Consider the following 19,722-nt stretch of genomic DNA (forward strand, 5'->3'; position numbering starts at 1 on the left):
TGAACGCTTCTCATCCTGAGCGCCAGGCGATCTCGATGGCGTGAACGGCGGCGACCGTGCGACCGATGCGGTTGGTGCTGCACCGGGCCTTGCGGAGGATCCGCCATTGCTTGAGGCGGGCGAAGGCGCGTTCGCCCGGGGCGCGCAGCCGGGCGTGGTCGCGGTTGTACTGCTGGTAGTGCTCGGGCAGGTCGCGATGACCGTAGTAGGGGGTGCGGACGGTCGCGCCGGCGCCCTGGTAGGCGCGGTCGGCCAGGACGAGGAGCTGACGGGACAGGCAGGCTTGGATCACACCGTGGGCGCGGGCTGCGGTCAGGTCGTGCGTGCGGCCCGGTGTCGCGCGGGAGAACCAGAGCGGGGTGCCGTCCGGGCGGGCGATGACCTGCACGTTCATCCCGTGGCGGCGGTGCTTCTGCGAGTAGTACGGCTCGTCCGCCGCGATGCGGTTGGTAGTGATCAAAGTGCCGTCGAGGATGACGAACCCCTCCGGCGGCAGCTCGCGCAGGGCCTCGTGCAGGCTCGGGGCGCGCTCGGCGAGGAGGTCGACCGTTTCGCTCACGTACCGGCCGGCGGTGGCGGTGGAGATGCCGAACCCCGCTGCGGCCTGGGCCAGGGTCTCGTTCTTGCGCAGGTGCACCAGGACCAGCAGGGCCTGGCGGAAGCAGCCCAGCTTCCGCCAGCGGGAGTTCAGCTCACGCCTTCGGGCGTAGATGAGCCAGGAAACGTGCTCCACGACTTCGTGGGGGACGTCGAGCATGGCACGATACGGGACCAACAGGGCTCCTGTGTCGAGACGTTGGCGAGTGAGATCACCAGCCGCAACGACCAGGAGCCCTGCCGCGTTACGGCCCCCCGACCACCAGCCGCCATCACCCACGAACCACAGGATGAGAAGCGTTCAGTTACGTGGTGTTGGCCGAGTGGACACCATCGACGAACCACCGTTGCTGCGATGGACGGGGCCAAGGAAGGAGCGGTGACGATGGGGCCGGGCGGCAGGGCCAGATAGACGGCAACGCGGCAGCACTCGGCGATTGCCTGCCGCCGGCCCCGTCAGGGGAGGCGGCGGAAGAGGAGGTCGCGGACGACGTGGCCCTTGTCCAGGCCCTGCTGCTCGAAGCGGGTCAGCGGCCGGAAGTCCGGGCGCGGCGCGAAGCCGCCGTCGGCTTGGGTGTTCTCCAGGGCCGGGCAGTCGGTGAGGACCTGGAGCATCTGCTCGGCGTACGGCTCCCAGTCGGTGGCGCAGTGCAGCAGCCCGCCCGGCCGCAGCCGGGAGGCGGCCAGCTCCACGAACTCCGGCTGGACGATGCGGCGCTTGTGGTGGCGCTTCTTGGGCCACGGGTCCGGGAAGAAGACGCGGATCCCGGCGAGGGAGCCGGGGGCGAGCATCTCGCGCAGCAGGATGATCGCGTCGCCGTTGGCGACCCGGACGTTGGACAGTCCCTGCCGTTCGGCCTGCCCCAGCAGGTTGCCCTGGCCGGGGGTGTGGACGTCGGCGGCGAGGACGCCGGTGGCGGGGTCGTCGGCGGCCATCCGCACGGTGGCCTCGCCCATGCCGAAACCGATCTCCAGGACCACGGGCGAGCCGGGCGGGAGGGTGTCGAAGAGTTCGTCGAGGTCGAGGCGGCGGTCGCCGTCGATCTCCACGCCCCACTTCGGCCACAGCCGCAGCAGCGCGTCCCGCTGGGCGGCGGTGACGCGGCTGCGGCGCGGCTGGAAGCTGCGGATGCGGCGCTCGTGGCGGTCCCCGACGGGGTTGGCGGAGGGGCCGGTGCCATCGGGGAACATGGCGCCGGAAGCGCCGGAAGCGCCGGAAGCGCCGGGCGCGCTCCGGCCGTCCCGGGCGGGGGCCGCGAGCGCTCCGCGCGCCCCGGGGTGCGTTTCGGGCGTCTCGGGTGCTTCCGCCGCTTCGGCGGGCTGGGGATTCTTCTCGGACACAGTGCGTACGAGTCTACGGCCGCCCGGCGCGGACCTGGGCGGCCGCGGGAGGACCGGCCGCCGGACCCCGCGTCCGGAAGGCCGGCACGGGCCCGGGGCCCGGGGCCCGGGGTCCGAGGTCCGGGCGGTCAGTCCAGGCGGGCGAACCAGCGCGCGTTGTGGGCGATCGCCCGCCGGTAGGTGCCGGAGTGGTCCGCGTCGCCGTGGTGCACCACCTCGGCGTACGCCCCGTGCCGGGCCAGGTCGCGCAGGCAGCCGCCGGTGTTGGCGATCGGCACGTCGCGGTCGCCGTCGGAGGTGTGCAGCCGCACCGGTACGCGCGGCGCCCACTCGCAGACGCCGTCGTTGAGCCGGATCATCTTCGCGAGCGTGCCGGAGGGGCGCTGGAGCCGCTCGTACCACTGGTCCGTCAGCAGCTCCTCCACGGTGCCGGGGAGCTGCCGGACGATCTCGTCGTCCGGGTGGTCGTTGTCGAAGAGCGCCTCGACGCGGTCGGCGTACGGCGCGCGGAAGACCTCGCGGGGGTCGTCGTAGAGCGGGTGGAGCCGGTTCTGGGCGACGAGGAAGTAGGTGAGGTAGAAGACGCCGGAGACGCCTCTGATCCGCCCGTCGAACAGCGCGGGCAGCTCCGCGCCCTCGATGTCGTACGGCCCGGCCACCGGCGCCAGGGCCCGCAGCCTGAAGCGCCGGTCCGCGCCCCGCGCCAGCTCCCGTCCCAGGGCCATGGCGACCTGCCCGCCCTGGGAGAAGCCGGTGACGTACACCTCGCCGGTCAGCCGCCGGCCGTGGCCGCGTGCGGCGGTGCGGGCGGCGCGCAGCGCGTCCAGGGAGGCGGAGACGGAGGAGCGGGTGTCCACGTACGGGTGGGTGCCGGGGCCGGTGCCCAGGCCCAGGTAGTCCGGGGCGACGGCGGCCCGGCCGCCGGAGGCGTAGAGGGAGGCGCCCAGGATCGAGACGTTGTCGCCGGTGGAGGGGGCGTAGCCGCGGTAGGCGGTGGTGCCGTGCAGTTCGGAGACGGTGGCCAGCCGCTTCCCGCCGCCGTCCGGCAGGACGAGCAGGGCCGAGGCGGTGGTCGGCTCCCCGGCGGGGGTGACGGTGGCGTAGACGATGCGGTGGGCGGTGATCTTGTGGCGTACGGCGGAGGCGTCCACGCCGTCGGCGGTCAGGAACTCCTTCAGCCGGCCGGAGGTCAGCTCGAACAGGGGCGTGGTGGACAGCAGGGCGCCCCGGGCGTGCCGCGCAGCGCCCGCCGCGTCCGCCGCGCCCGCCGCGTCCGCGGTGCGCGTGTCGGCGCGTACGGCCGCGGACGCGGGCACGGCGGTCAGGGAGAGCAGGAGGGCGGCGGCCAGGGCCGCGGCCCCGCGCCGTGCGCGCCTGCCGGGGAGGGAGGAGGCGGGCCGGGTGTCGTGTTCCGTCATGCGGACGATCATTCTCCGGGGAGCGGGGTTCCGGAATGCGGACGTCCACCGGGTCGGGCCGGGGGAGAACCCCACCCCGATCCGGGGATGGGTGGGGGCTGACGCCGTGTGGGATCGTGTGCCTCTCACGGTCGGCACCGAGGAGGCGGACAGGATGGCGGACAGGACGGCGGGCGGAACGACGGGCGGAGCGACGGGCGGCGGTGCGCGGCCGGGCGGCGGGAGCGGGATCGACAGCTCCCGGCCCCACTCGGCCCGGATATGGAACTACCTGGCGGGCGGCAAGGACTACTACGAGGTCGACGCCGCCGCCGCCGAGAAGGTCCTGGCGGCCTTCCCCGGCATGCGAGACATCACCCGCACCTCGCGCGCCTTCATCGGGCGCGTGGTGACGCACCTGGCCGGGCAGGAGGGGATCCGGCAGTTCCTGGACATCGGCACCGGCCTGCCCACCAGGGACAACACCCACGAGGTCGCCCAGCGTGCCGCCCCGGAGTCGCGGATCGTCTACGTCGACAACGACCCCCTGGTGCTGGTGCACGCCCGCGCCCTGCTCACCAGCTCCCCCGAGGGCGCGTGCGACTACATCGACGCCGACGTCCGCGACCCGGAGAGGATCCTGGCCGAGGCCGCGCGGACGCTGGACTTCTCGCGCCCGGTCGGGCTGATGCTCATGGGCATCCTGGGGCTGGTCCCCGACTACGACGAGGCCCGCGCGGTGGTGCGGCGGCTGGTCGAGGCCCTGCCGCCGGGCAGCTTCCTCGGCCTGAACGACGGCTCCACCGCCGACCCTGTCTACGTCCGGGCCATCGAGAGCCACAACGCCCGGGGCACCGCCACCCCGTACACCCCGCGCGACCCCGAGGAGATCGCGGGCTTCTTCGAGGGGCTGGAGCTGCTGGAACCCGGCGTCGTCTCGTGCTCGCGGTGGCGGCCGGAGGGCGAGCCGGGGCCGGAGACGGCCGTGTACGGCGGGCTCGCGCGCAAGCCGTAGGGGGCGGCCGCGAGGTGGCCCTGCGGGACTTCAGCGCGCGGCGTCCAGCGCCGCCAGTGCCCGCCGCGCCACCTCGCGGCCGATCGGCAGCGACGCCGTCGCCGCCGGGGAGGGCGCGTTGAGGACGTGGACGGTGTGCGGGGCCTGGGTGATCAGGAAGTCGTCGACCAGCGCGCCGTCCCGCCCGACAGCCTGGGCCCGCACCCCGGCGGGGGCGGGGCGCAGATCGGCGGCCTCCACCTCCGGCAGCAGCCGGCGCACCGCCTCGGTGAAGGCCGCCTTCGACAGTGAGCGGCGCATCTCCCCGGCCCCGTAGCGCCAGTGGCGGCGGGCGATGTGCCAGAAGCCGGGCCAGCCCAGCGTCCCGGCCAGATCGCGGGCGCGGGCGGTGCGCCACCGGTAGCCCTCGCGGGCCAGGGCGGGCACGGCGTTGGGGCCGATGTGGACCGAACCGTCGATGCCGCGCGTGAGGTGGACGCCCAGGAACGGGAACGCCGGGTCCGGCACCGGGTAGACCAGGCCCCGCACCAGCCGGCCGCGCTCCGGGACCAGCTCGTGGTACTCCCCGCGGAACGGCACGATCCGCACCGGCGGCGCGTCACCCGCCAGCCGGGCCACCCGGTCGCAGTGCAGCCCCGCGCAGTTGACCATGGCGCGGGCCCGCACCACCGCACCCGCCGCCGTACGGACGGCCACCCCCACGCCCGGGCGGCGGTCCACGGCGGTGACCTCCGCGCCGTGGCGCACCTCGGCGCCGGCCGCCTCCACCAGGCGGGCCAGCTCGGCGGCGACCGCGCCGTAGTCGCAGACACCGGTGGTGGCCACATGGATGGCCGCCAGGCCCTTCACATGCGGCTCGTACTCGGCGATCTGGGCCGGGCCCAGCTCGCGCACCGGGATGCCGTTCTCCCGCCCGCGTTGCACCAGCGCGTGCAGCCGGGGCAGCTCGGCGCGCTCGGTGGCGACGATCAGCTTCCCCGTCACCCGGTGCGCGATGCCGTACTCCGCGCAGAACTTGACCATCTCCGCCGAGCCCCGCACCGCGAAGCGGGCCTTGAGCGAACCGGGGCGGTAGTAGACGCCGCTGTGGATCACTCCGCTGTTGCGGCCGGTCTGGTGCCGGGCCGGGCCGTCCTCCTTCTCCAGCACCACCACCCGCGTGCCGGGCCGGGCGCGGGTGAGCGCGTACGCCGTCGACAGGCCGACGATCCCGCCGCCGACGACCAGCACGTCGCAGTCGTACGCCGCGCGCCGCGCGGTGGGCGCGCCGGCGGAGGGGGAGGGGGAGGAGGCGGCCGAGGAGACAGTGGACACGTCCTCCATCATGGCCCGGAGCACTGACGGACAACCGTCCGGCCGCGCACCGGACATCTGAACGGCTTCCGGAGGCGGCCCGTACCGCCCGCATCCGGGCCTACCGGACACGCCGGACGTGCGGCGCCCGCCGGGCCCGCCGGGTCTCCCGGGCCCGCCGGGTCTCCCGGGCGCGGCGGGCCCGGCGGGGCGGGCCGTGTCACGCCGGGGCGGCGAGCAGCGGGCGGGCCCGCTCCCGCAGCTCCGCCACGCGCGGCTCGTCGCCGTACGGCTCCAGCCGGTGCAGCAGGTCCCGCACGTACTCCGTCGTCCGCGCCGAGGAGATCCGCCCGGCGACCTCCACCGCCCGGGTGCCCGCCGCGCAGGCCGCGTCCAGATTGCCCGACTCCAGCTCCGCGACCGCCGACACCACCAGCCGCAGACCGTGCGAGCGGACGAACTCCTCCGTCGGCCGCGACAGCGCCTGCTCGGTGAAGCGGCGCACCTGGCGCGGGGCCTTCAGGTCGCGGTAGCACTCGGCGGCGTCGGCGGCCAGGCGGTCGTAGGAGTAGAAGTCGAGCCAGGACGGGTCCGGGTCGCCGTCGCGGGAGCGCTCCAGCCAGCCCTCGGCCGCCGCCAGCGAGGTGCCGCAGGCCGCCGACTCGCCGGCCTTGGCCAGGGCGCGGGCCTCGACCAGATGGAAGAAGCTCATCGTGCGGGCCGTGGCCAGACCGCGGTTGCGCTCCAGCGCCGCCTGCGCCAGGTCCACGCCCTCGTCGGCGAAGCCGCGGTACGTCGCCTGCAGCGACATCGACGCCAGCACGTACCCGCCCAGCGGCACGTCCGCCGCCGCCCGGGCCAGCCGCAGCGCCTGGATGTAGTAGCGCTGCGCGGCCTCCTGCTGACCGGTGTCGAAGGCCATCCAGCCGGCCAGGCGCGTCAGTTCGGCGGTGGCGCCGAACAGCGAGCGCCCCACCTCGTCGCTGTAGGAACCCAGCAGCAGCGGGGTGGCGTCCACCCGCAGGCACTCGGGGACCATCGACGAACGCCAGTCGCCGCCGCCGTACTTGGAGTCCCAGCGCCGGGCCTCCTGCGCGGCCTCCCGCAGCTTGGCCACATCACTGTGGCCCACGCGCGGGGACGTGGAGGCGGGCGGGGGCGGGCGCTGCTCGTCGCCGGGACCGGGGAACGGGCCCGCGCCGGCGGCACCGGCGGTCCCGAACCCGGCGGTCCCGAACCCGGCGGTCCCGGACAGGGCGGTCCCGGTCGGGGCGGTTCCGGGCAGGGCCGGCGTGTCCCGCGCCACCGAGCTGTCGGCGGGCTTGATGAGCCAGCGCGAGGTGGGCACGGCGTAGGCGCTCACCGAGAACGAGCCCGCCAGCGACTGCCACACACCCCCGCCCCCGCCGCGCCGCCCGGCCGGATCCAGCCGGTACAGCTCGGTGGCCGACCGCACGGCCGCGCCGACGTCGCGGGGGAAGGACAGGCCGACCTCCGGAGCCGGGTCGGCGTCCGCCAGACCGATCTCGTGCAGCGGGACGGGACGCCCCAGCTTGCTGCCGATCGCGGCGGCGATCAGATGGGGGGCCACGCCCTGCGGCACCATGCCCTTGGAGACCCAGCGGGCGACCGACGTCTTGTCGTAACGGAGGGTCAGTCCTCTCTGCGCCCCGAGGTCGTTGACCCGGCGGGCGAGCCCGGCGTTGCTGATTCCGGCGAGGGCGAGGACGGCACCGAGTTTCTCGTTCGGCCCGCGTGGCTCCCTGGACATGCGCACCCCTGACACACACCGACGGCCACCCCGTGCCGCGCACACGGGGCATTCGTCAACACAGCGTAGTTCGCCGCATCCCTACCGTTAAGGGCCGTCTTCCGGGATGGCGGGATTCGTGCAGGCTCCGCGGAGCGCGGGCCGGCGGCGCGCGAGCGACGCGCGGGGCGCCGACGGGCACTCCGGACCGCACCGCGCATGCTCCCCCGGCGCGTGCTCCGGGTGTGTGCCGGTGCGCCTGTCCGTGCGCTCTGTGCGGCCCGCGGGGGAGGCGTTTCCATGGGTGCTGCGTGGGTCGGCCCACTGCGCTGGAACCAGTGGGCTGGGGGAATGCCGTCGTCCCATTCCCCGCGGACGGCGGTCCGGTCCGGGAGGCGGTGAAGCCTCCCGGACTGCCGGCAACGCTCCGACAACGCGCCGAAGAGACGCCGATGATGATTCGTTAGGCATATCTCACGGCAAATATTTGGCCGAATGACGCCGCTCCCGGCGGAGTCGTCCGGCGGGCCGTCACGGCGCCGGGGTCCGGCGCCGGCCTCCGCGCGTCCACGTCCCCGAACACCTCCCGCACGCCCATCCCGTGGCAGCATGGTCCGCAGTGACGGCGGTTGACGGCTGCCGACGGTGACCCGCCACCGATCGGCCGCCGACTACGCCGAGTTACCGATCCACGGGGCCATGCGGAGGCGGCGATGCGGTGGTTGGTGGGATGGGCCGCAGACCACGCCTCCGGCGCGGGCGGCGCGGCCAGACCCGGGCAGACGATCCAGCCGGTGGGGGCGCGGCGGTTGTGGGACGGCCCCGACCCGCTGTGGGCGGTCGGTGACTGGCGGCCCGACGAGGTGCGCCTGGTCGAGGCCGACGGCGGCAGCAGACTCGCGGTGCTGGGCTCCTGCGGCGCCTCCGACGAGCAGCTGCGCATCGGACTGTTCGCCGCCCGCGGCGGCGCCCTGCGCCACCTGACCGCCTGGCCCGGCAGCTACACCGCGGTCGTACGCGTCGGCCGCCGCGTCACCATCACCACCGACCTCGCCGGAGCCCGCCCCGTCTTCCACACCCCGTGGGCGGGCGGCACCGCCTACGCCACCGCCGCGCTGCCGCTGGCCGACCTGATCGAGGCGCAGCTCGACGTCGGACACCTCGCAGCCCTGCTCGCCTGCCCCGACGCGCCCGAGGCGCTGGGCGACGGCACACCCTACGCGGGGGTGCGCCGCGTGGCGCCCGGCCACGCGCTGATCATGCGCGACGGCCGCAGCCGCGAGACCGCCGGCTACGAACCCGCCGTCCCCACCGTCGTCGCCGCGCCCCCCGTGGACGCGGAGGCGGCGGTCGCCGGAGTGCGCGAGGCCCTGGTGGAGGCCGTACGGGTGCGGCTGGCCGCCCCGCGCCACGCGCCCGTGCCCGACCTCGGCAGCCTCGACCCCGGGCCGGTCCCCGGCATGGGGCCCGCCCAGCGGCTCGCGGACCGCCCCGGCGGCGGGCGGGCCAGGGGCCCCGCGCCCGGCATCGGCGCGGACCTGTCGGGCGGCAGCGCGTCGGCGACGCTCGCACTGCTGGCCGCCGGACTGCCCGGCGTCCCGGGCACGGTGTACGGCACGCCGGGGACGTCGGCGGGCGAGCGGCTGCTGGCCGTCACCTTCAACGACCTGACGCTGGACCCGCTCCCGGGGCGCGAGGCCGAACTGGAACGCGCCCGCAGCATCGCGGAGAACCCCCGGCTGCGCCACGTCGTCGTCGCCGCCGGCGAGGAGGCCCTGCCGTACGCCGGGCCCGGCGGCGGCCCGCTCGCCGACGGGCCGCTGACCGACGAGCCGGGCCCCTCGCTGGTCGCCGCCGAACGGCACCGGCTGCGCCTGGCGGCGGGCGGCGCGGACCACCTGTCCGGATACGGCGCCCGCGAGGTGCTCGACGCCCACCCGGCCCGGCTGGCGGACCTGCTGCTGGACCGGCGCCGCCGCCATCTGCTGCGGCCGGTCACGGCGCTGGCGAAGGCGGAGGGTGCGACCGGCCGCTCGGTACTCGTACCGCTCACCGTCTACCGCGCGGCACGGAGGCTGGCCCGTACGCCGTACCGGGACGGGGTGCTGGAGGCGGCGCGGCGGCTGCGGGAGCGGGACGTCACCGGGGGCGGCGGGGCCGGCTCCGGGGCCTGGAACGCCGGCGGTGCGGGCGGTGCGGGCGGGGGCGGCCACGAGGCCGGACCGGGTGTGCTCGACGCCTCGCTGTCCGCCCTCGCATGGTGCCGCCCGGGGCCGGCCGCGCGCTGGCTGACGGGGGAGGCGCTGGCCGAAGTATCGATTCGGCTGGAGCAGGCCGCCCTCCGCCCGGTGCCCGGGGAGACCGGCACACGCCCGGGAGAGCGGCGGGCGCGGGCGGCGCTCGCCCGGCTGGCGGCCGACCACCGGATACTCGAACAGGCCGCGGAGGTACGCAGCCAGCGGCTGCACGCGCCCTTCCTGGACAACCAGGTCGTCCGCGCCTGCCGGGCCCTGCCCGAGGCGCTGCGCGTACAGCCGGGGGCGCGGGCGGCGGTGCTGCGCGCCGTCCTGGCGGGGGCGGGCGTCCACGAACTGCCGCCCGGCTGGGGCACCCCCTCCCGCACCACCCACACGGCGGCGGCACGGACCGGGCTGCGGTCCCGCGCCGGCGACCTCATCGACCTCTTCGACGCGCCCCTGCTGGCCGACGCGGGGCTGGTGGAGGCCCGGGTCGTCCGCAAGGCGCTGCGGGCCGCGGCCGAGGGCGAGGCGCTGCCGCTGGACGGACTGGCGGAACTGGTCTCCACCGAGGTCTGGCTGCGCCGGCTGCTGGCCCGCCGGGGCAGCTGCTGGACGGGCACGGGCACGGGCGCGGCCACCGCGGGCCGGCGCGCGGTGGCAGGAGGAGTGCCGCAGCGCCCCAGCCTGTGAGCCGGTTCCGAGCCGGTTCCGAGCCGGGGCCGAGCCGGTTCCGAGCCGGACTCGCCCCCGGGTGTTCCGGGCCGCCTCGCGGGCGGCGGACGCGCGGCGGGTCAGCGGCAGCCGATCCGCGCCCGCACCCAGTCCGCCATGACCACCGAGTCCAGCACGCCGTTCGGTTCGACCACCAGCCGGAGCGTCCGCACCCCGGCCAGGGGCACGCGGACCGGCACCGGCTCCTCGCCCCGCCGGACGACACCCGACTCCCACAGCCGGACCCCGTCGCCGTACGCGGAGAACCGGACCGCACCCCGTAGCGCCGTCAGATCGTCCACCCCGGCGAGCGCCTCGAACGAGGTGCAGGCGCCGCCCAGATCGACCGCCACGGAGGAGCGGGCGGACACCGTCACCCCGTAACCCCGGTCACGGCCGCCGATACGCAGCTCCGAGCGCTGCCACAGCCGGCTGCTTCCCTCCCGTACGGAGGGGCCGTCCGAACCGCCTCCACGGGGCAGCCGGTCGAGCCGGTGGACGGTGGCCGCGGACGGCCGGGGTGCCGAAGGGGAGGCCGGTGGGGAGGCCGGTCCTGCCGTGGGACCGGCCTCCCCACCGGGTACCGGCCCGGAACCGGGCGTGGGCGCCCCGAATCCGGGCCCTGCCCCCGGCCCTGCCCCCGGTCCGGCCCCGGGAACCGGCGCGGACGGGGAGCCGGACCCCTGCCCCTGCCCCCGGCCCTGCTCCAGAGGCTCCCCCGACGGTGCCGCTTTCCGGTCCGTAACGCCCTCGGCCCCGTCCGCCGCCTCCCGCGGCGACACGGTCTGCGCCCTCGACCCCCCCGCCTCCGCCTCCGGCCCGGTCTCCACCCCGCCGGACGCGCCGGCCGCCGACGGCCGCGCCCCCGGCCCCCGGTACGGGCCTCGCGACGGCTGGCCGTCGGCCACCAGCGCCAGCGTCAGCGCGGTGGCCACGGCGGCGGCCATCACCCCCGCCGTGACGCCCGCCTTCGCGGTCGACCCCAGTCCGTCGAACGCCGTGGCCCCACTGCCGGCCGGACCGTCCATGCCCCCGGCCGCGGTGGCCGGGCCCACCGCCCCGGCCACCGGGTACGCCCACACGGAACGATCCCCCGCCGGGTACGCCTCCGCGGCGCCCCCTTCCTCCGCGCCGGCCTGCGCCGCGTACACCTGTGCCGAACCCACCGCCGGGTACGGCGAGTACACGTCCGCACCCCAGCCCACGACCGCAGGCGGCAGCATCACCCGGAGCCGTTCGCAGGCGTCCCTGGCACCCAGCGCCGCCGACCGGCAGTCGGCGCACCGCTCCAGATGACGGCGCAGCCCCCGGTCCGCCCGGGCCCGCAGCCCTCCGCGCACATACGTCTCCAGCCGGTCGGCACGGTGTGCGCAGTCGCCGCCCGCCGCCCGAGCGCCGGCGGTGTGCACCGTGAGATAGGACTGCTGTAATCCCTCCCTCGCCCGCTGTGCCAGCGCCGCCACCGCGTCCTGTGCCATACCCAGCAGCGGCGCGACCTCCCGCGGCGACTCCTCCTCGATCACGGTGTGCCACAGCACCACCTGCCACCGCTCGGGCAGATCGCGGAAGGCGCACACCGCGGTGGACCGCTCGGCCCTCCGCATGGCCCGTACCTCCGCGTTCGCCTCGGAGCCCTTCCCGACGCCCGGCGAATCGGCCGCCGCCGCGAAGACCGCGAACTCCTCGACGAGCAGATCCCAGCCGCTCGTCCCCGTCCAGGCCGCCGCCACGTCCCGGACCGCCGCCAGCAGATGGGTGCGCACCGCCGTGTCCGGCCCCGCACCGCCGCGCACGGCCAGCAGCGTGCGCGCGAAGATCTCGTCCGTCAGGTCGTTCGCGGTCGCCGCGTCCCGGCAGCAGTGGCGTACGTAGCGGCGCACCGCGGCGGCGTGCCGCCGGTACAGCTCCTCGTACGCCCGGGTGTCCCCGCCGCGCATCCGCGACACCAGTTCCGCGTCGCCGGGCACGGCGTCGGCCGCTCCCTCCGCTCCGTCCACACCCTGTGGACCGCGCGGCTCCCCCCGCCCGTCAGCACCCAAAGCGAGAACCCCCGTACACACAGTCGCCACCGAACACCGGCAAAGCGTGTCACGGCGAGGCCCGCGCATTCCCGGCCGTGCGCCTCAATCACCCGTCCGGGGCGGGAAACCGCAAAACGGTGCGCACGCGGCGCTCGTACGAGGTATGGGAGCCGGGCGGCGGTGACGTGAATCTGGCCGAAAAACGCCGCTCAACGCGCGTCACCGGCGCCCCGGACCTCGCCTCAGGCCCCCACGGGCTTCGCGTACCGCGGCCTGAGCCCCTCCAGCAGGATGTCGAGCAGCCGAGCGGAGGCCGCGGCCTGCTGCACCGCGTTCGGCAGGGACGGCGCCGCCGTGGCTATCACCAGCAGCACATCGGCGACCGTCACATCGGACCGCAGCTCACCGGCGGCCTGAGCCCGCTCCACCAAACGCCCGACCACATCGAGCAGTTCGAGGACGCCCGCGTCGTCCTCGGCGCCCCCGGTGCTGCCGGCGCTCTCCCGCTCCCGGCCGGTCTCCTCCGGTGCGTCCTCCCGGCCGGCCCGGCCGTCCACCAGCCGCAGTCCGGGCTGCCCGTGTCCGCCGCCCTGCGGCGTACGCGCCCCCCTCGGGCCGGCGCCCATGTCCTCGGCCGCCCCGTCCGGCCCGTCGGTGAGCGGCCCGACCCGCAGTATTCGAGGCGGCAGCAGCCGCCCGGCACCCGAATCCACCGAGGTGCGCAGGAACCGGGAGAGCGCCGACCACGGCTCCTCCTCCTGCCCCAGCGCCGCCCGGGCCTGCTCGGTCAGCCGCGCCGTCTCCTCCTGCGCTATGCGCCGCACCAGTACGTCCTTGCTGGGAAAGCGCCGGTAGACCGTGCCGACCCCGACCCGCGCCCGGCGGGCGACGTCCTCCATCGGAGCGCCGTAGCCCAGCTCGCCGAAGACCTCGCGGGCGGCGCGCAGCACATGCTCCAGATTGCGCTGGGCGTCGACCCGCAGCGGAGTCGTACGCCTGCTCCCCCCGGTGTTCCCCCTGCTCCCCCCGGTGTTCCCCATGCCGGCCGCGACGCTCCCCCCGTCGGCCGCGCGTGTGGTCCCGTGGCCCGCGCCCGCCCCGTTCACCGGGCCCGCCCCGCCCTCCGCGGAAGAGTCGGAGATGACGGCGGTCGACCAGCGAGAGCCCTGAATGCCCTGAATATGCATGTTGTATTCCCCCGGTTGTATGGCAGCCTCCCCCCGGAGGCCCCCCACCCTTTGCCGCCGGGACACGGTCATGGCTCCGCCCGGCGTGCTACGAACATAGTTGAGCCCCGGTCACGAGAGAAGAGAGATGTTCCGCCACCTCCGCCCCCGATCGGAGTACGCCGCCCACCCCTCCTTCCGACCCCCTCCCGGACACCCCTCACACCCCCATTGAGCTGCTGCTTCCTCCCATCCAGAGCGAGTCCCCGACCCCCGGGCCGAAGCCCTCCGCCAGTCATACGTTTCCCAGGACCTGTGGACAAACGTCCGCCCGCGGGTGCGTCATGGACGGGTGACGAAGGAACCCGCGCGCATTCTCGTGGTCGGCGGCGGCTACGTCGGCATGTACACCGCCCTGCGCCTCCAACGGCGCCTGAAGCACGAACTGAGGCGCGCGCGGGAGGGCGGCGGGGGCGTACAGGTCACCGTGCTCGCCCCCGACCCCTACATGACCTACCAGCCCTTCCTGCCCGAGGCGGCCGCGGGCTCCATCTCCCCGCGCCATGTCGTCGTCCCCCTGCGCCGGGTGCTGCCCCACTGCAGGATCGTCATCGGCGAGGCGAAGTCCGTCGACCACGCCCGGCGCACCGCCACCGTCGAGACCCTCGCCACCGAGCACGCCGGCACCGGTCCCGTCGAGGTGCCCTACGACGAACTCGTCCTCGCCCCCGGCTCGGTCTCCCGCGCCCTCCCGGTCCCCGGCCTCGCCGACCACGGCATCGGGTTCAAGACCGTCGAGGAGGCCATCGGCCTGCGCAACCACGTCCTCGAACAGCTCGACATCGCCTCGTCCACCCGCGACCCCGCCGTCCGCGACGCCGCCCTCACCTTCGTCTTCGTCGGCGGCGGATACGCGGGCGTCGAGGCGCTGGCCGAACTGGAGGACATGGCCCGCTACGCCTGCCGCTACTACCACAACATCCGCCCCCGGGACATGAAATGGATGCTCGTCGAGGCCACCGGCCGCATCCTCCCCGAGGTCGGCGAGGCCATGGGCCGCTACGCCGTGCGCGAACTGCGCGGCCGCAACGTCGACGTACGCCTGGAGACCCGGCTCGACTCCTGCGAGAACCGCGTCGCCCGGCTCAGCGACGGATCCCGCCACCCCTGCCGCACCCTCGTGTGGACCGCGGGCGTCAAGCCCCACCCCCTGCTGGAGAGGACGGACCTTCCCCGCGACGGACGCGGCCGGCTGCGCTGCACCGCGACCCTGCGCGTCGAGGGCACCGAACACGCCTGGTCGGCGGGCGACGCCGCGGCGGTCCCCGATCTGGCGGCGGAGAAGTCCCGGGCCCGGGAGGCGGGGGAAGGACCGCCTCCGGAGTGCGCGCCCAACGCCCAGCACGCCGTACGCCAGGCACGCCTCCTGGCCGACAACCTGGTGGCGTCGCTGCGCGGCCGGGAACCGGCGCGGTACGAGCACTCGTACGCCGGCTCCGTCGCCTCGCTCGGCCTGCACAAGGGCGTCGCCCATGTGTACGGCCGCAGGCTCAAGGGCTACCCTGCCTGGTTCCTGCACCGCGTGTACCACCTGAGCCGGGTGCCGACGGCCAACCGCAAGGCGCGCATCCTCGCGGAGTGGACGCTCGCCGGCCTGTTCAAACGTGAGATCGTCTCGCTCGGCTCGCTGGAGCACCCGCGCGCGGAGTTCGAACTCGCCGCGGGCACCGGCCGCCACCCCGAGGGCCCCTGACACCCGTCGGTGCCGTCGGTCACACTGGACGTGTGACCATGGGTGGGCCCGCGTCAGCGAAGAGTCACCGGCGGGCGCGGCCGGCGCGACGGACCCGCGGGCACGGGCATCCGCACGTACCCGCACGCACACACCAGACACCAGACACGAGAACATCGGAATCGGATCGGACCGCACGCAGTGAACTTCACGCGCTGGAGCGCCCGGCTGCCCGGCACGCAGCGGCAACGACGCCTCGCCGCCAGGGCCGTACGGCGCCCGCCCGAGGCACCGGCCCCAGCCGGGGCAGCCCCGGCTGTCCCGGCCGCCCGGGACGAGCACGGCGAGCCGTCCGCCCCGGACACCGCGGGAGCGGGGCAGGGAGCGGGGCAGGGAGCGGGACAGGGTGCCGGCCGCGGCCTCGACGACCTGCCCGTGCGGGACCTGCTCGGGCAGGTCCCCGCACTGGTCGCCCTCGTCCACGGCCCCGACCACCGCATCGCGTTCGTCAACGACGCCTATGCCGCGGCCTTCGGCCCCCGCGAGCCCGGCGCCCCCGCCCGCGAGGCACTGCCGGAGCTGGCCGAACTGGGCCTCCTCCCGCTGATGGACCAGGTCCTGCGCAGCGGCAGGCCCCGCACGGTCAAGTCCCGCAGGGTGGAGGGCCGGGACGCCGGGAGCCCCGGAGCCGTCGGAGTCGGCACGCGCCCGGGCTACTACACCTTCACCTGCACCCCCGTCGAGCTGAAGGGCCCCGGATCACGGCGCGGTGTCCTCGTCTTCGCCGCCGAGGTGACCGACCAGGTCGAGGTCGCCGAACGGCTGCGCGTCAGCGAGCGCCGGCAGCGCGAGGCGGCCGTCACCCTCCAGCGCAGTCTGCTCCCGCAGCAACTGGAGCAGCCCGACGACCTGCGGGTGGCCGCCACGTACCGTCCGGGCGGCACCGACGCGGCGGTCGGCGGCGACTGGTACGACGTCATCACCCTGGGCGCGGGCCGCACCGCCCTGGTCATCGGCGACGTGATGGGCCGCGGGGTGCGGGCGGCCGCCGTCATGGGGCAGCTCCGCACGGCCGTGCGCGCGTACGCCCGGCTGGACCTGCCGCCCCACGAGGTGCTCCAGCTCCTCGACGGGCTCGCCGCCGAGATCGACCCGAACCAGATCGCCACCTGCCTCTACGCCGTCCACGACCCCAACGAGGGCCGCCTGGCGTACGCCTCCGCCGGCCACCTGCCGATCCTCGTCCGGGACCCGGACGGCACGGTTCACCGCACCGACGAGTCCACCGGCCCGCCCCTGGGCACCGGCGGCTGGCTGCACACCTCCGCCTCCGTCCCCTTCGGCGAGGGCTCGGCCGCCGTGCTCTACACCGACGGCCTGGTCGAGCGGCGCGACGCCGACATCGACCAGGGCATCGAGGTGCTGGAGGAGGCCTTCGCCGGAGCGACCGGCAGCCCCCAGGTCGTCTGCGACCGGCTCCTGCGGGCCATGGGCATCACCGCCGAACACGACGACGACGTCGCGCTCCTGGCCCTCCAGCACCCGGTCCGCAGCGGCCACGACGCGGAGCTGTTCCACAACGCCGCACTCGACCTCCTGGGAGGGGTCGAGGCCGCCCCGCGCGCCCGCGCCTTCGCCTCCGGGGTCCTGACGAGCTGGCGGTTCCCCCGGGAACTGCACGATCTGGGGGTGCTGGCCGCCAGCGAACTGGTCGCCAACTCCCTCCAGCACGGCACCCCGCCGATGTGCCTGCGCCTGCGACGCACCGACCGCCGCCTGATCGTCGAGGTGACCGACGGCGACGACCACCTGCCGCGCCGCCGCCGCGCCGAACCGGTGGACGAGAGCGGCCGGGGCATCTCCCTCGTCGCCACCATCGCCTCCGCCTGGGGATCGCGCCGCACCCCGGGCGGAGGAAAGGCGGTGTGGTGCGAGTTCGCGCTTCCGGAGGCCGTCTCGCGCCGACCGGCCCGCACGGGCCGCAACACGGCCTAACCGGCCCGCACGGGCTCGGCGGACCGGGCCGGCACCGAGGCGGCGACCACCAGGGACGCCCTCAGCGGGTTGTCCTGCTCGGCGCTCAGCCTGCGGCCCAGCAGCAGGGCCAGCACGGTGACGCCGAGCGAGCACAGCACCAGCATCACGATGTACGGCCCGTGCGCGGTGGCGCCCATCGGCCCGCCCACCGCCGGACCGATCGCCAGCGCCAGCTGCTTCACCAGGGCGAAGGCGGAGTTGTACCGTCCGACCATCCGGGCCGGAGCCAGGTCCGCCACCAGCGGCGCCACGGTCGGCGACAGCATCGCCTCGCCCAGCCCGAACAGCGCGTACGTGGAGATGATCGCCGCGACGGCCAGCGCATGGCGGTCGGCCACCAGCCCGGACACCCCGGCCGCCAGCCACGCCACCGTCCAGATCAGCCCGACCAGCGCGATCACCCGGCTGCGCCGCCGCCGTTCCACCACCCTGAGCACGACGAACTGCGCCAGCACGATCACGGCGGTGTTCGCGGCGAGCGCGATCCCCAGTGTCGCCGGGGAGATCCGTGAGGCCTCGACCGCGTACGCCGAGAGCCCGGACTCGAACTGCCCGTAGCAGGCGAAGAACATCACGAAGCCGAGCGCGGACAGCGTCACCATCGCCCGGTCGGACAGCAGCTCCCGCCAGCCGCCCCGGGCCGCGGCGCCGTCCCCGCCGCCGTCCTCGCCGCCGTGGGGGGAGCACTCGGCACGCGGCCCGCCCGGCAGCCGTACCGTCGCCACGATCGCGCCCAGGACCAGGTACATCGCCGACTCGATCCCGAACAGCAGCAGGAACGACGAGGGCCGTTCGGTGTCCACGACCAGACCGCCCAGCAGTCCGCCGACGCCGAGCCCGAGGTTGTTGAGGAAGAACTGCGTGGCGAAGGCGCGCGAGCGCGTCGCGGTGGAGGAGGACCACACGATCATCGTGGCGAGCGCGGGCTGGATCACGGAGAGGCCCGCACCGAAGACGGCGGCGGACACGTACATCGCCGCCACGCCCTCCGAGAAGGCGATGCCGAGTGAGCCCGCGGAGGCCAGGACCGTTCCCGCGACGGCGACGGGCAGCGGACCGCGACGGTCGATCACCCGCCCGGTGAAGGGCAGCACCGCCAGCGCGGCCACGGCGAAGAGCGCGAGCACCGTTCCGGCGGTGCCCGCGCCCAGGTTCCGCACCTGGGCCACGTAGATGAACATGAACGGGACGGTGAAGCCGTTGCCGAACGCGCTCAGCGCGTTCCCCGTCTGGATCCGGCGCAGCGCCGCGCCCGTCGCGGTGGTCACACTCACCTGCCTCTGAGTCCGGTGCCGTTCGGGCACGCATGGGATGGAACGGATGGGGTGGGGGAAGCCCGAAGAGAGACTTCGAAGCTAAAATTCGATACTAAAGAGTACACAGGCGAAGACTTCGAGGCGAACGAGTTCATGCCATACTCCGGTCCCATGCCCGACCAGCCCCCCTCGGACCAGGACCGCGGCCCCACGCTCGACGAGCAGATCGCCATCTACCAGCGTGAGTACGGTGAGCTGGACCCTCAGGTGGAGAAGATCGTCAACGCGCTCAGCCGCCTCGACCGGCGCATGAGCGTCGCCTACGGACGCCAGCTCGCCACCCTCGGCCTCAACCACGCCGAGTGGGAGGTGCTGAAGGAACTGGTGATGGCGGGCAGGCCCTACCAACTGGGCCCGGGGGCCCTCGCCAAACGGCTGGGACTCACCCCCGCCGCCATGACCCACCGCATCGACCGTATGGCGACCGTCGGCCTGGTCACCCGGGAGCGGGACGAGAACAACCGCGTACGGGTGATCGTCGAGCTGACCGACGACGGCCGCGAGAAGTGGCTCCAGGTGATGCGGATGGCCTCCGTCTTCGAGGAGGACCTGCTCCAGGACCTGTCCGGCGAGGAGCGTGTCACCCTGGGAGAGCTGCTGACACGCCTGCTGCGCCGGGTGGAGGACACCCAGCCGGACGCCGGCGGCCGGCTCAGCGACCTGGACTGACGGCTGGACGGAGCCCGCGCGGACCGGCTCGCGCGGACCGGCTCGCGCGGACCGAGCTGAGCAGGCCACGGGTGCGGCTTGACAGCCGGTGGAGCGATCCGTAAGGTTCTCCGGGTTGCCAGGGGGCCGGAACGGTTCTCCAGGCAGCTCTTCTGTCGCCTTCGGCGGCGACCACTCACTTGGTGTGAATCCCTTCCGGGGGTGAATTGCGGCGTGCCGCAATTCCGGTCCGGGTGGCTCGATTAGGAGCCGGACGGGAAATCCGCTACGGTGGTGGAAGCGCCGGAAACGGCGCGGAAGGAAAAGGCAGGACCCCGCCGGCGGGGATTCGGAGACCGAAAAGGGATCTGATAGAGTCGGAGACACCGAAGGGAAGCGCCCGGAGGGGCCCCGGAAGGGGTGCCGAAGGAAGCGTCCGTTCCTTGAGAACTCAACAG

Annotated in this window: 13 protein-coding genes; 5 read left to right on the plus strand and 8 right to left on the minus strand. The window is 75.0% G+C overall.

Annotation, left to right across the window (positions count from 1 at the left end):
* Positions 1 to 10: 10 nt before the first annotated feature.
* The 3 genes from CUT83_RS09415 to CUT83_RS31370 form a co-directional block, all read right to left on the minus strand.
* Positions 11 to 757: a transposase family protein gene (locus CUT83_RS09415; RefSeq protein ID WP_101254054.1), complete on the minus strand. Its 747-nt coding sequence runs from the start codon at positions 755 to 757 to the stop codon at positions 11 to 13.
* Between the two features lie 296 nt (positions 758 to 1,053).
* Positions 1,054 to 1,938 carry a tRNA (guanosine(46)-N7)-methyltransferase TrmB gene (gene trmB, locus CUT83_RS09420; RefSeq protein WP_439144996.1) on the minus strand — a complete coding sequence of 295 codons (885 nt, stop codon included), beginning with the start codon at positions 1,936 to 1,938 and terminating at the stop codon, positions 1,054 to 1,056.
* 128 nt (positions 1,939 to 2,066) lie between these two features.
* Positions 2,067 to 3,356 (minus strand): alpha/beta hydrolase, encoded by a 1,290-nt coding sequence (locus CUT83_RS31370; RefSeq protein ID WP_101255421.1) that lies wholly within the window; start codon positions 3,354 to 3,356, stop codon positions 2,067 to 2,069.
* A 154-nt stretch (positions 3,357 to 3,510) separates the two neighbouring features.
* Between CUT83_RS31370 and CUT83_RS09430 the strand changes: the two genes are divergently transcribed.
* The gene (locus CUT83_RS09430) at positions 3,511 to 4,350 is read left to right on the plus strand and encodes an SAM-dependent methyltransferase (protein WP_101255422.1); all 840 of its coding nucleotides are present in this window, start codon (positions 3,511 to 3,513) and stop codon (positions 4,348 to 4,350) included.
* A 30-nt stretch (positions 4,351 to 4,380) separates the two neighbouring features.
* Here the strand turns inward: CUT83_RS09430 and lhgD are convergent, their stop codons facing one another.
* Positions 4,381 to 5,673 carry an L-2-hydroxyglutarate dehydrogenase gene (lhgD, locus tag CUT83_RS09435; RefSeq protein ID WP_240958562.1) on the minus strand — a complete coding sequence of 431 codons (1,293 nt, stop codon included), beginning with the start codon at positions 5,671 to 5,673 and terminating at the stop codon, positions 4,381 to 4,383.
* A 190-nt stretch (positions 5,674 to 5,863) separates the two neighbouring features.
* Entirely contained in the window at positions 5,864 to 7,414 is a 1,551-nt protein-coding gene (locus tag CUT83_RS09440) for an NsdA family TPR-like regulatory protein (protein WP_101255414.1), read from the minus strand.
* A 692-nt stretch (positions 7,415 to 8,106) separates the two neighbouring features.
* On the opposite strand from CUT83_RS09440, the gene CUT83_RS09445 reads away from it, so the two are divergent.
* The gene (locus CUT83_RS09445; RefSeq protein WP_101255415.1) at positions 8,107 to 10,323 is read left to right on the plus strand and encodes an asparagine synthase-related protein; all 2,217 of its coding nucleotides are present in this window, start codon (positions 8,107 to 8,109) and stop codon (positions 10,321 to 10,323) included.
* A 101-nt stretch (positions 10,324 to 10,424) separates the two neighbouring features.
* Here the strand turns inward: CUT83_RS09445 and CUT83_RS09450 are convergent, their stop codons facing one another.
* Together CUT83_RS09450 and CUT83_RS09455 are read right to left on the minus strand one after the other, a co-directional pair.
* Positions 10,425 to 12,311: an NPCBM/NEW2 domain-containing protein gene (locus CUT83_RS09450; protein ID WP_158238984.1), complete on the minus strand. Its 1,887-nt coding sequence runs from the start codon at positions 12,309 to 12,311 to the stop codon at positions 10,425 to 10,427.
* A gap of 296 nt (positions 12,312 to 12,607) precedes the next feature.
* Positions 12,608 to 13,405 (minus strand): TetR/AcrR family transcriptional regulator, encoded by a 798-nt coding sequence (locus CUT83_RS09455; protein WP_101255424.1) that lies wholly within the window; start codon positions 13,403 to 13,405, stop codon positions 12,608 to 12,610.
* 529 nt (positions 13,406 to 13,934) lie between these two features.
* Between CUT83_RS09455 and CUT83_RS09465 the strand changes: the two genes are divergently transcribed.
* Positions 13,935 to 15,284, plus strand: a complete 1,350-nt coding sequence (locus CUT83_RS09465) for an NAD(P)/FAD-dependent oxidoreductase (RefSeq protein ID WP_101255425.1) — start codon at positions 13,935 to 13,937, stop codon at positions 15,282 to 15,284.
* Positions 15,285 to 15,464: 180 nt separating this feature from the next.
* Positions 15,465 to 17,258 carry an ATP-binding SpoIIE family protein phosphatase gene (locus CUT83_RS09470; RefSeq protein WP_101255418.1) on the plus strand — a complete coding sequence of 598 codons (1,794 nt, stop codon included), beginning with the start codon at positions 15,465 to 15,467 and terminating at the stop codon, positions 17,256 to 17,258.
* Here CUT83_RS09470 and CUT83_RS09475 read toward each other — a convergent pair.
* Positions 17,255 to 18,568 (minus strand): MFS transporter, encoded by a 1,314-nt coding sequence (locus tag CUT83_RS09475; RefSeq protein ID WP_101255419.1) that lies wholly within the window; start codon positions 18,566 to 18,568, stop codon positions 17,255 to 17,257. The genes CUT83_RS09470 and CUT83_RS09475 overlap by 4 nt on opposite strands.
* Before the next feature lie 159 nt (positions 18,569 to 18,727).
* Between CUT83_RS09475 and CUT83_RS09480 the strand changes: the two genes are divergently transcribed.
* Positions 18,728 to 19,285 carry a MarR family winged helix-turn-helix transcriptional regulator gene (locus tag CUT83_RS09480; RefSeq protein ID WP_101255420.1) on the plus strand — a complete coding sequence of 186 codons (558 nt, stop codon included), beginning with the start codon at positions 18,728 to 18,730 and terminating at the stop codon, positions 19,283 to 19,285.
* The last annotated feature ends 437 nt before the right edge of the window (positions 19,286 to 19,722 follow it).

This window comes from Streptomyces barkulensis (assembly GCF_002843305.1).
Classification (GTDB): Bacteria; Actinomycetota; Actinomycetes; order Streptomycetales; family Streptomycetaceae; genus Streptomyces; species Streptomyces barkulensis.

Bases quoted from the DNA above. Each gene is read 5' to 3' on its own strand.
- CUT83_RS09455 (WP_101255424.1), bottom strand. From the start codon at position 13,405: ATGGGGAACACCGGGGGGAGCAGGGGGAACACCGGGGGGAGCAGGCGT.
- CUT83_RS09415 (WP_101254054.1), bottom strand. From the start codon at position 757: ATGCTCGACGTCCCCCACGAAGTCGTGGAGCACGTTTCCTGGCTCATC.
- CUT83_RS09465 (WP_101255425.1), top strand. From the start codon at position 13,935: ATGTACACCGCCCTGCGCCTCCAACGGCGCCTGAAGCACGAACTGAGG.
- CUT83_RS09445 (WP_101255415.1), top strand. From the start codon at position 8,107: ATGCGGTGGTTGGTGGGATGGGCCGCAGACCACGCCTCCGGCGCGGGC.
- CUT83_RS09430 (WP_101255422.1), top strand. From the start codon at position 3,511: ATGGCGGACAGGACGGCGGGCGGAACGACGGGCGGAGCGACGGGCGGC.
- CUT83_RS09480 (WP_101255420.1), top strand. From the start codon at position 18,728: ATGCCCGACCAGCCCCCCTCGGACCAGGACCGCGGCCCCACGCTCGAC.
- CUT83_RS09440 (WP_101255414.1), bottom strand. From the start codon at position 7,414: ATGTCCAGGGAGCCACGCGGGCCGAACGAGAAACTCGGTGCCGTCCTC.
- CUT83_RS31370 (WP_101255421.1), bottom strand. From the start codon at position 3,356: ATGACGGAACACGACACCCGGCCCGCCTCCTCCCTCCCCGGCAGGCGC.
- lhgD (WP_240958562.1), bottom strand. From the start codon at position 5,673: ATGGAGGACGTGTCCACTGTCTCCTCGGCCGCCTCCTCCCCCTCCCCC.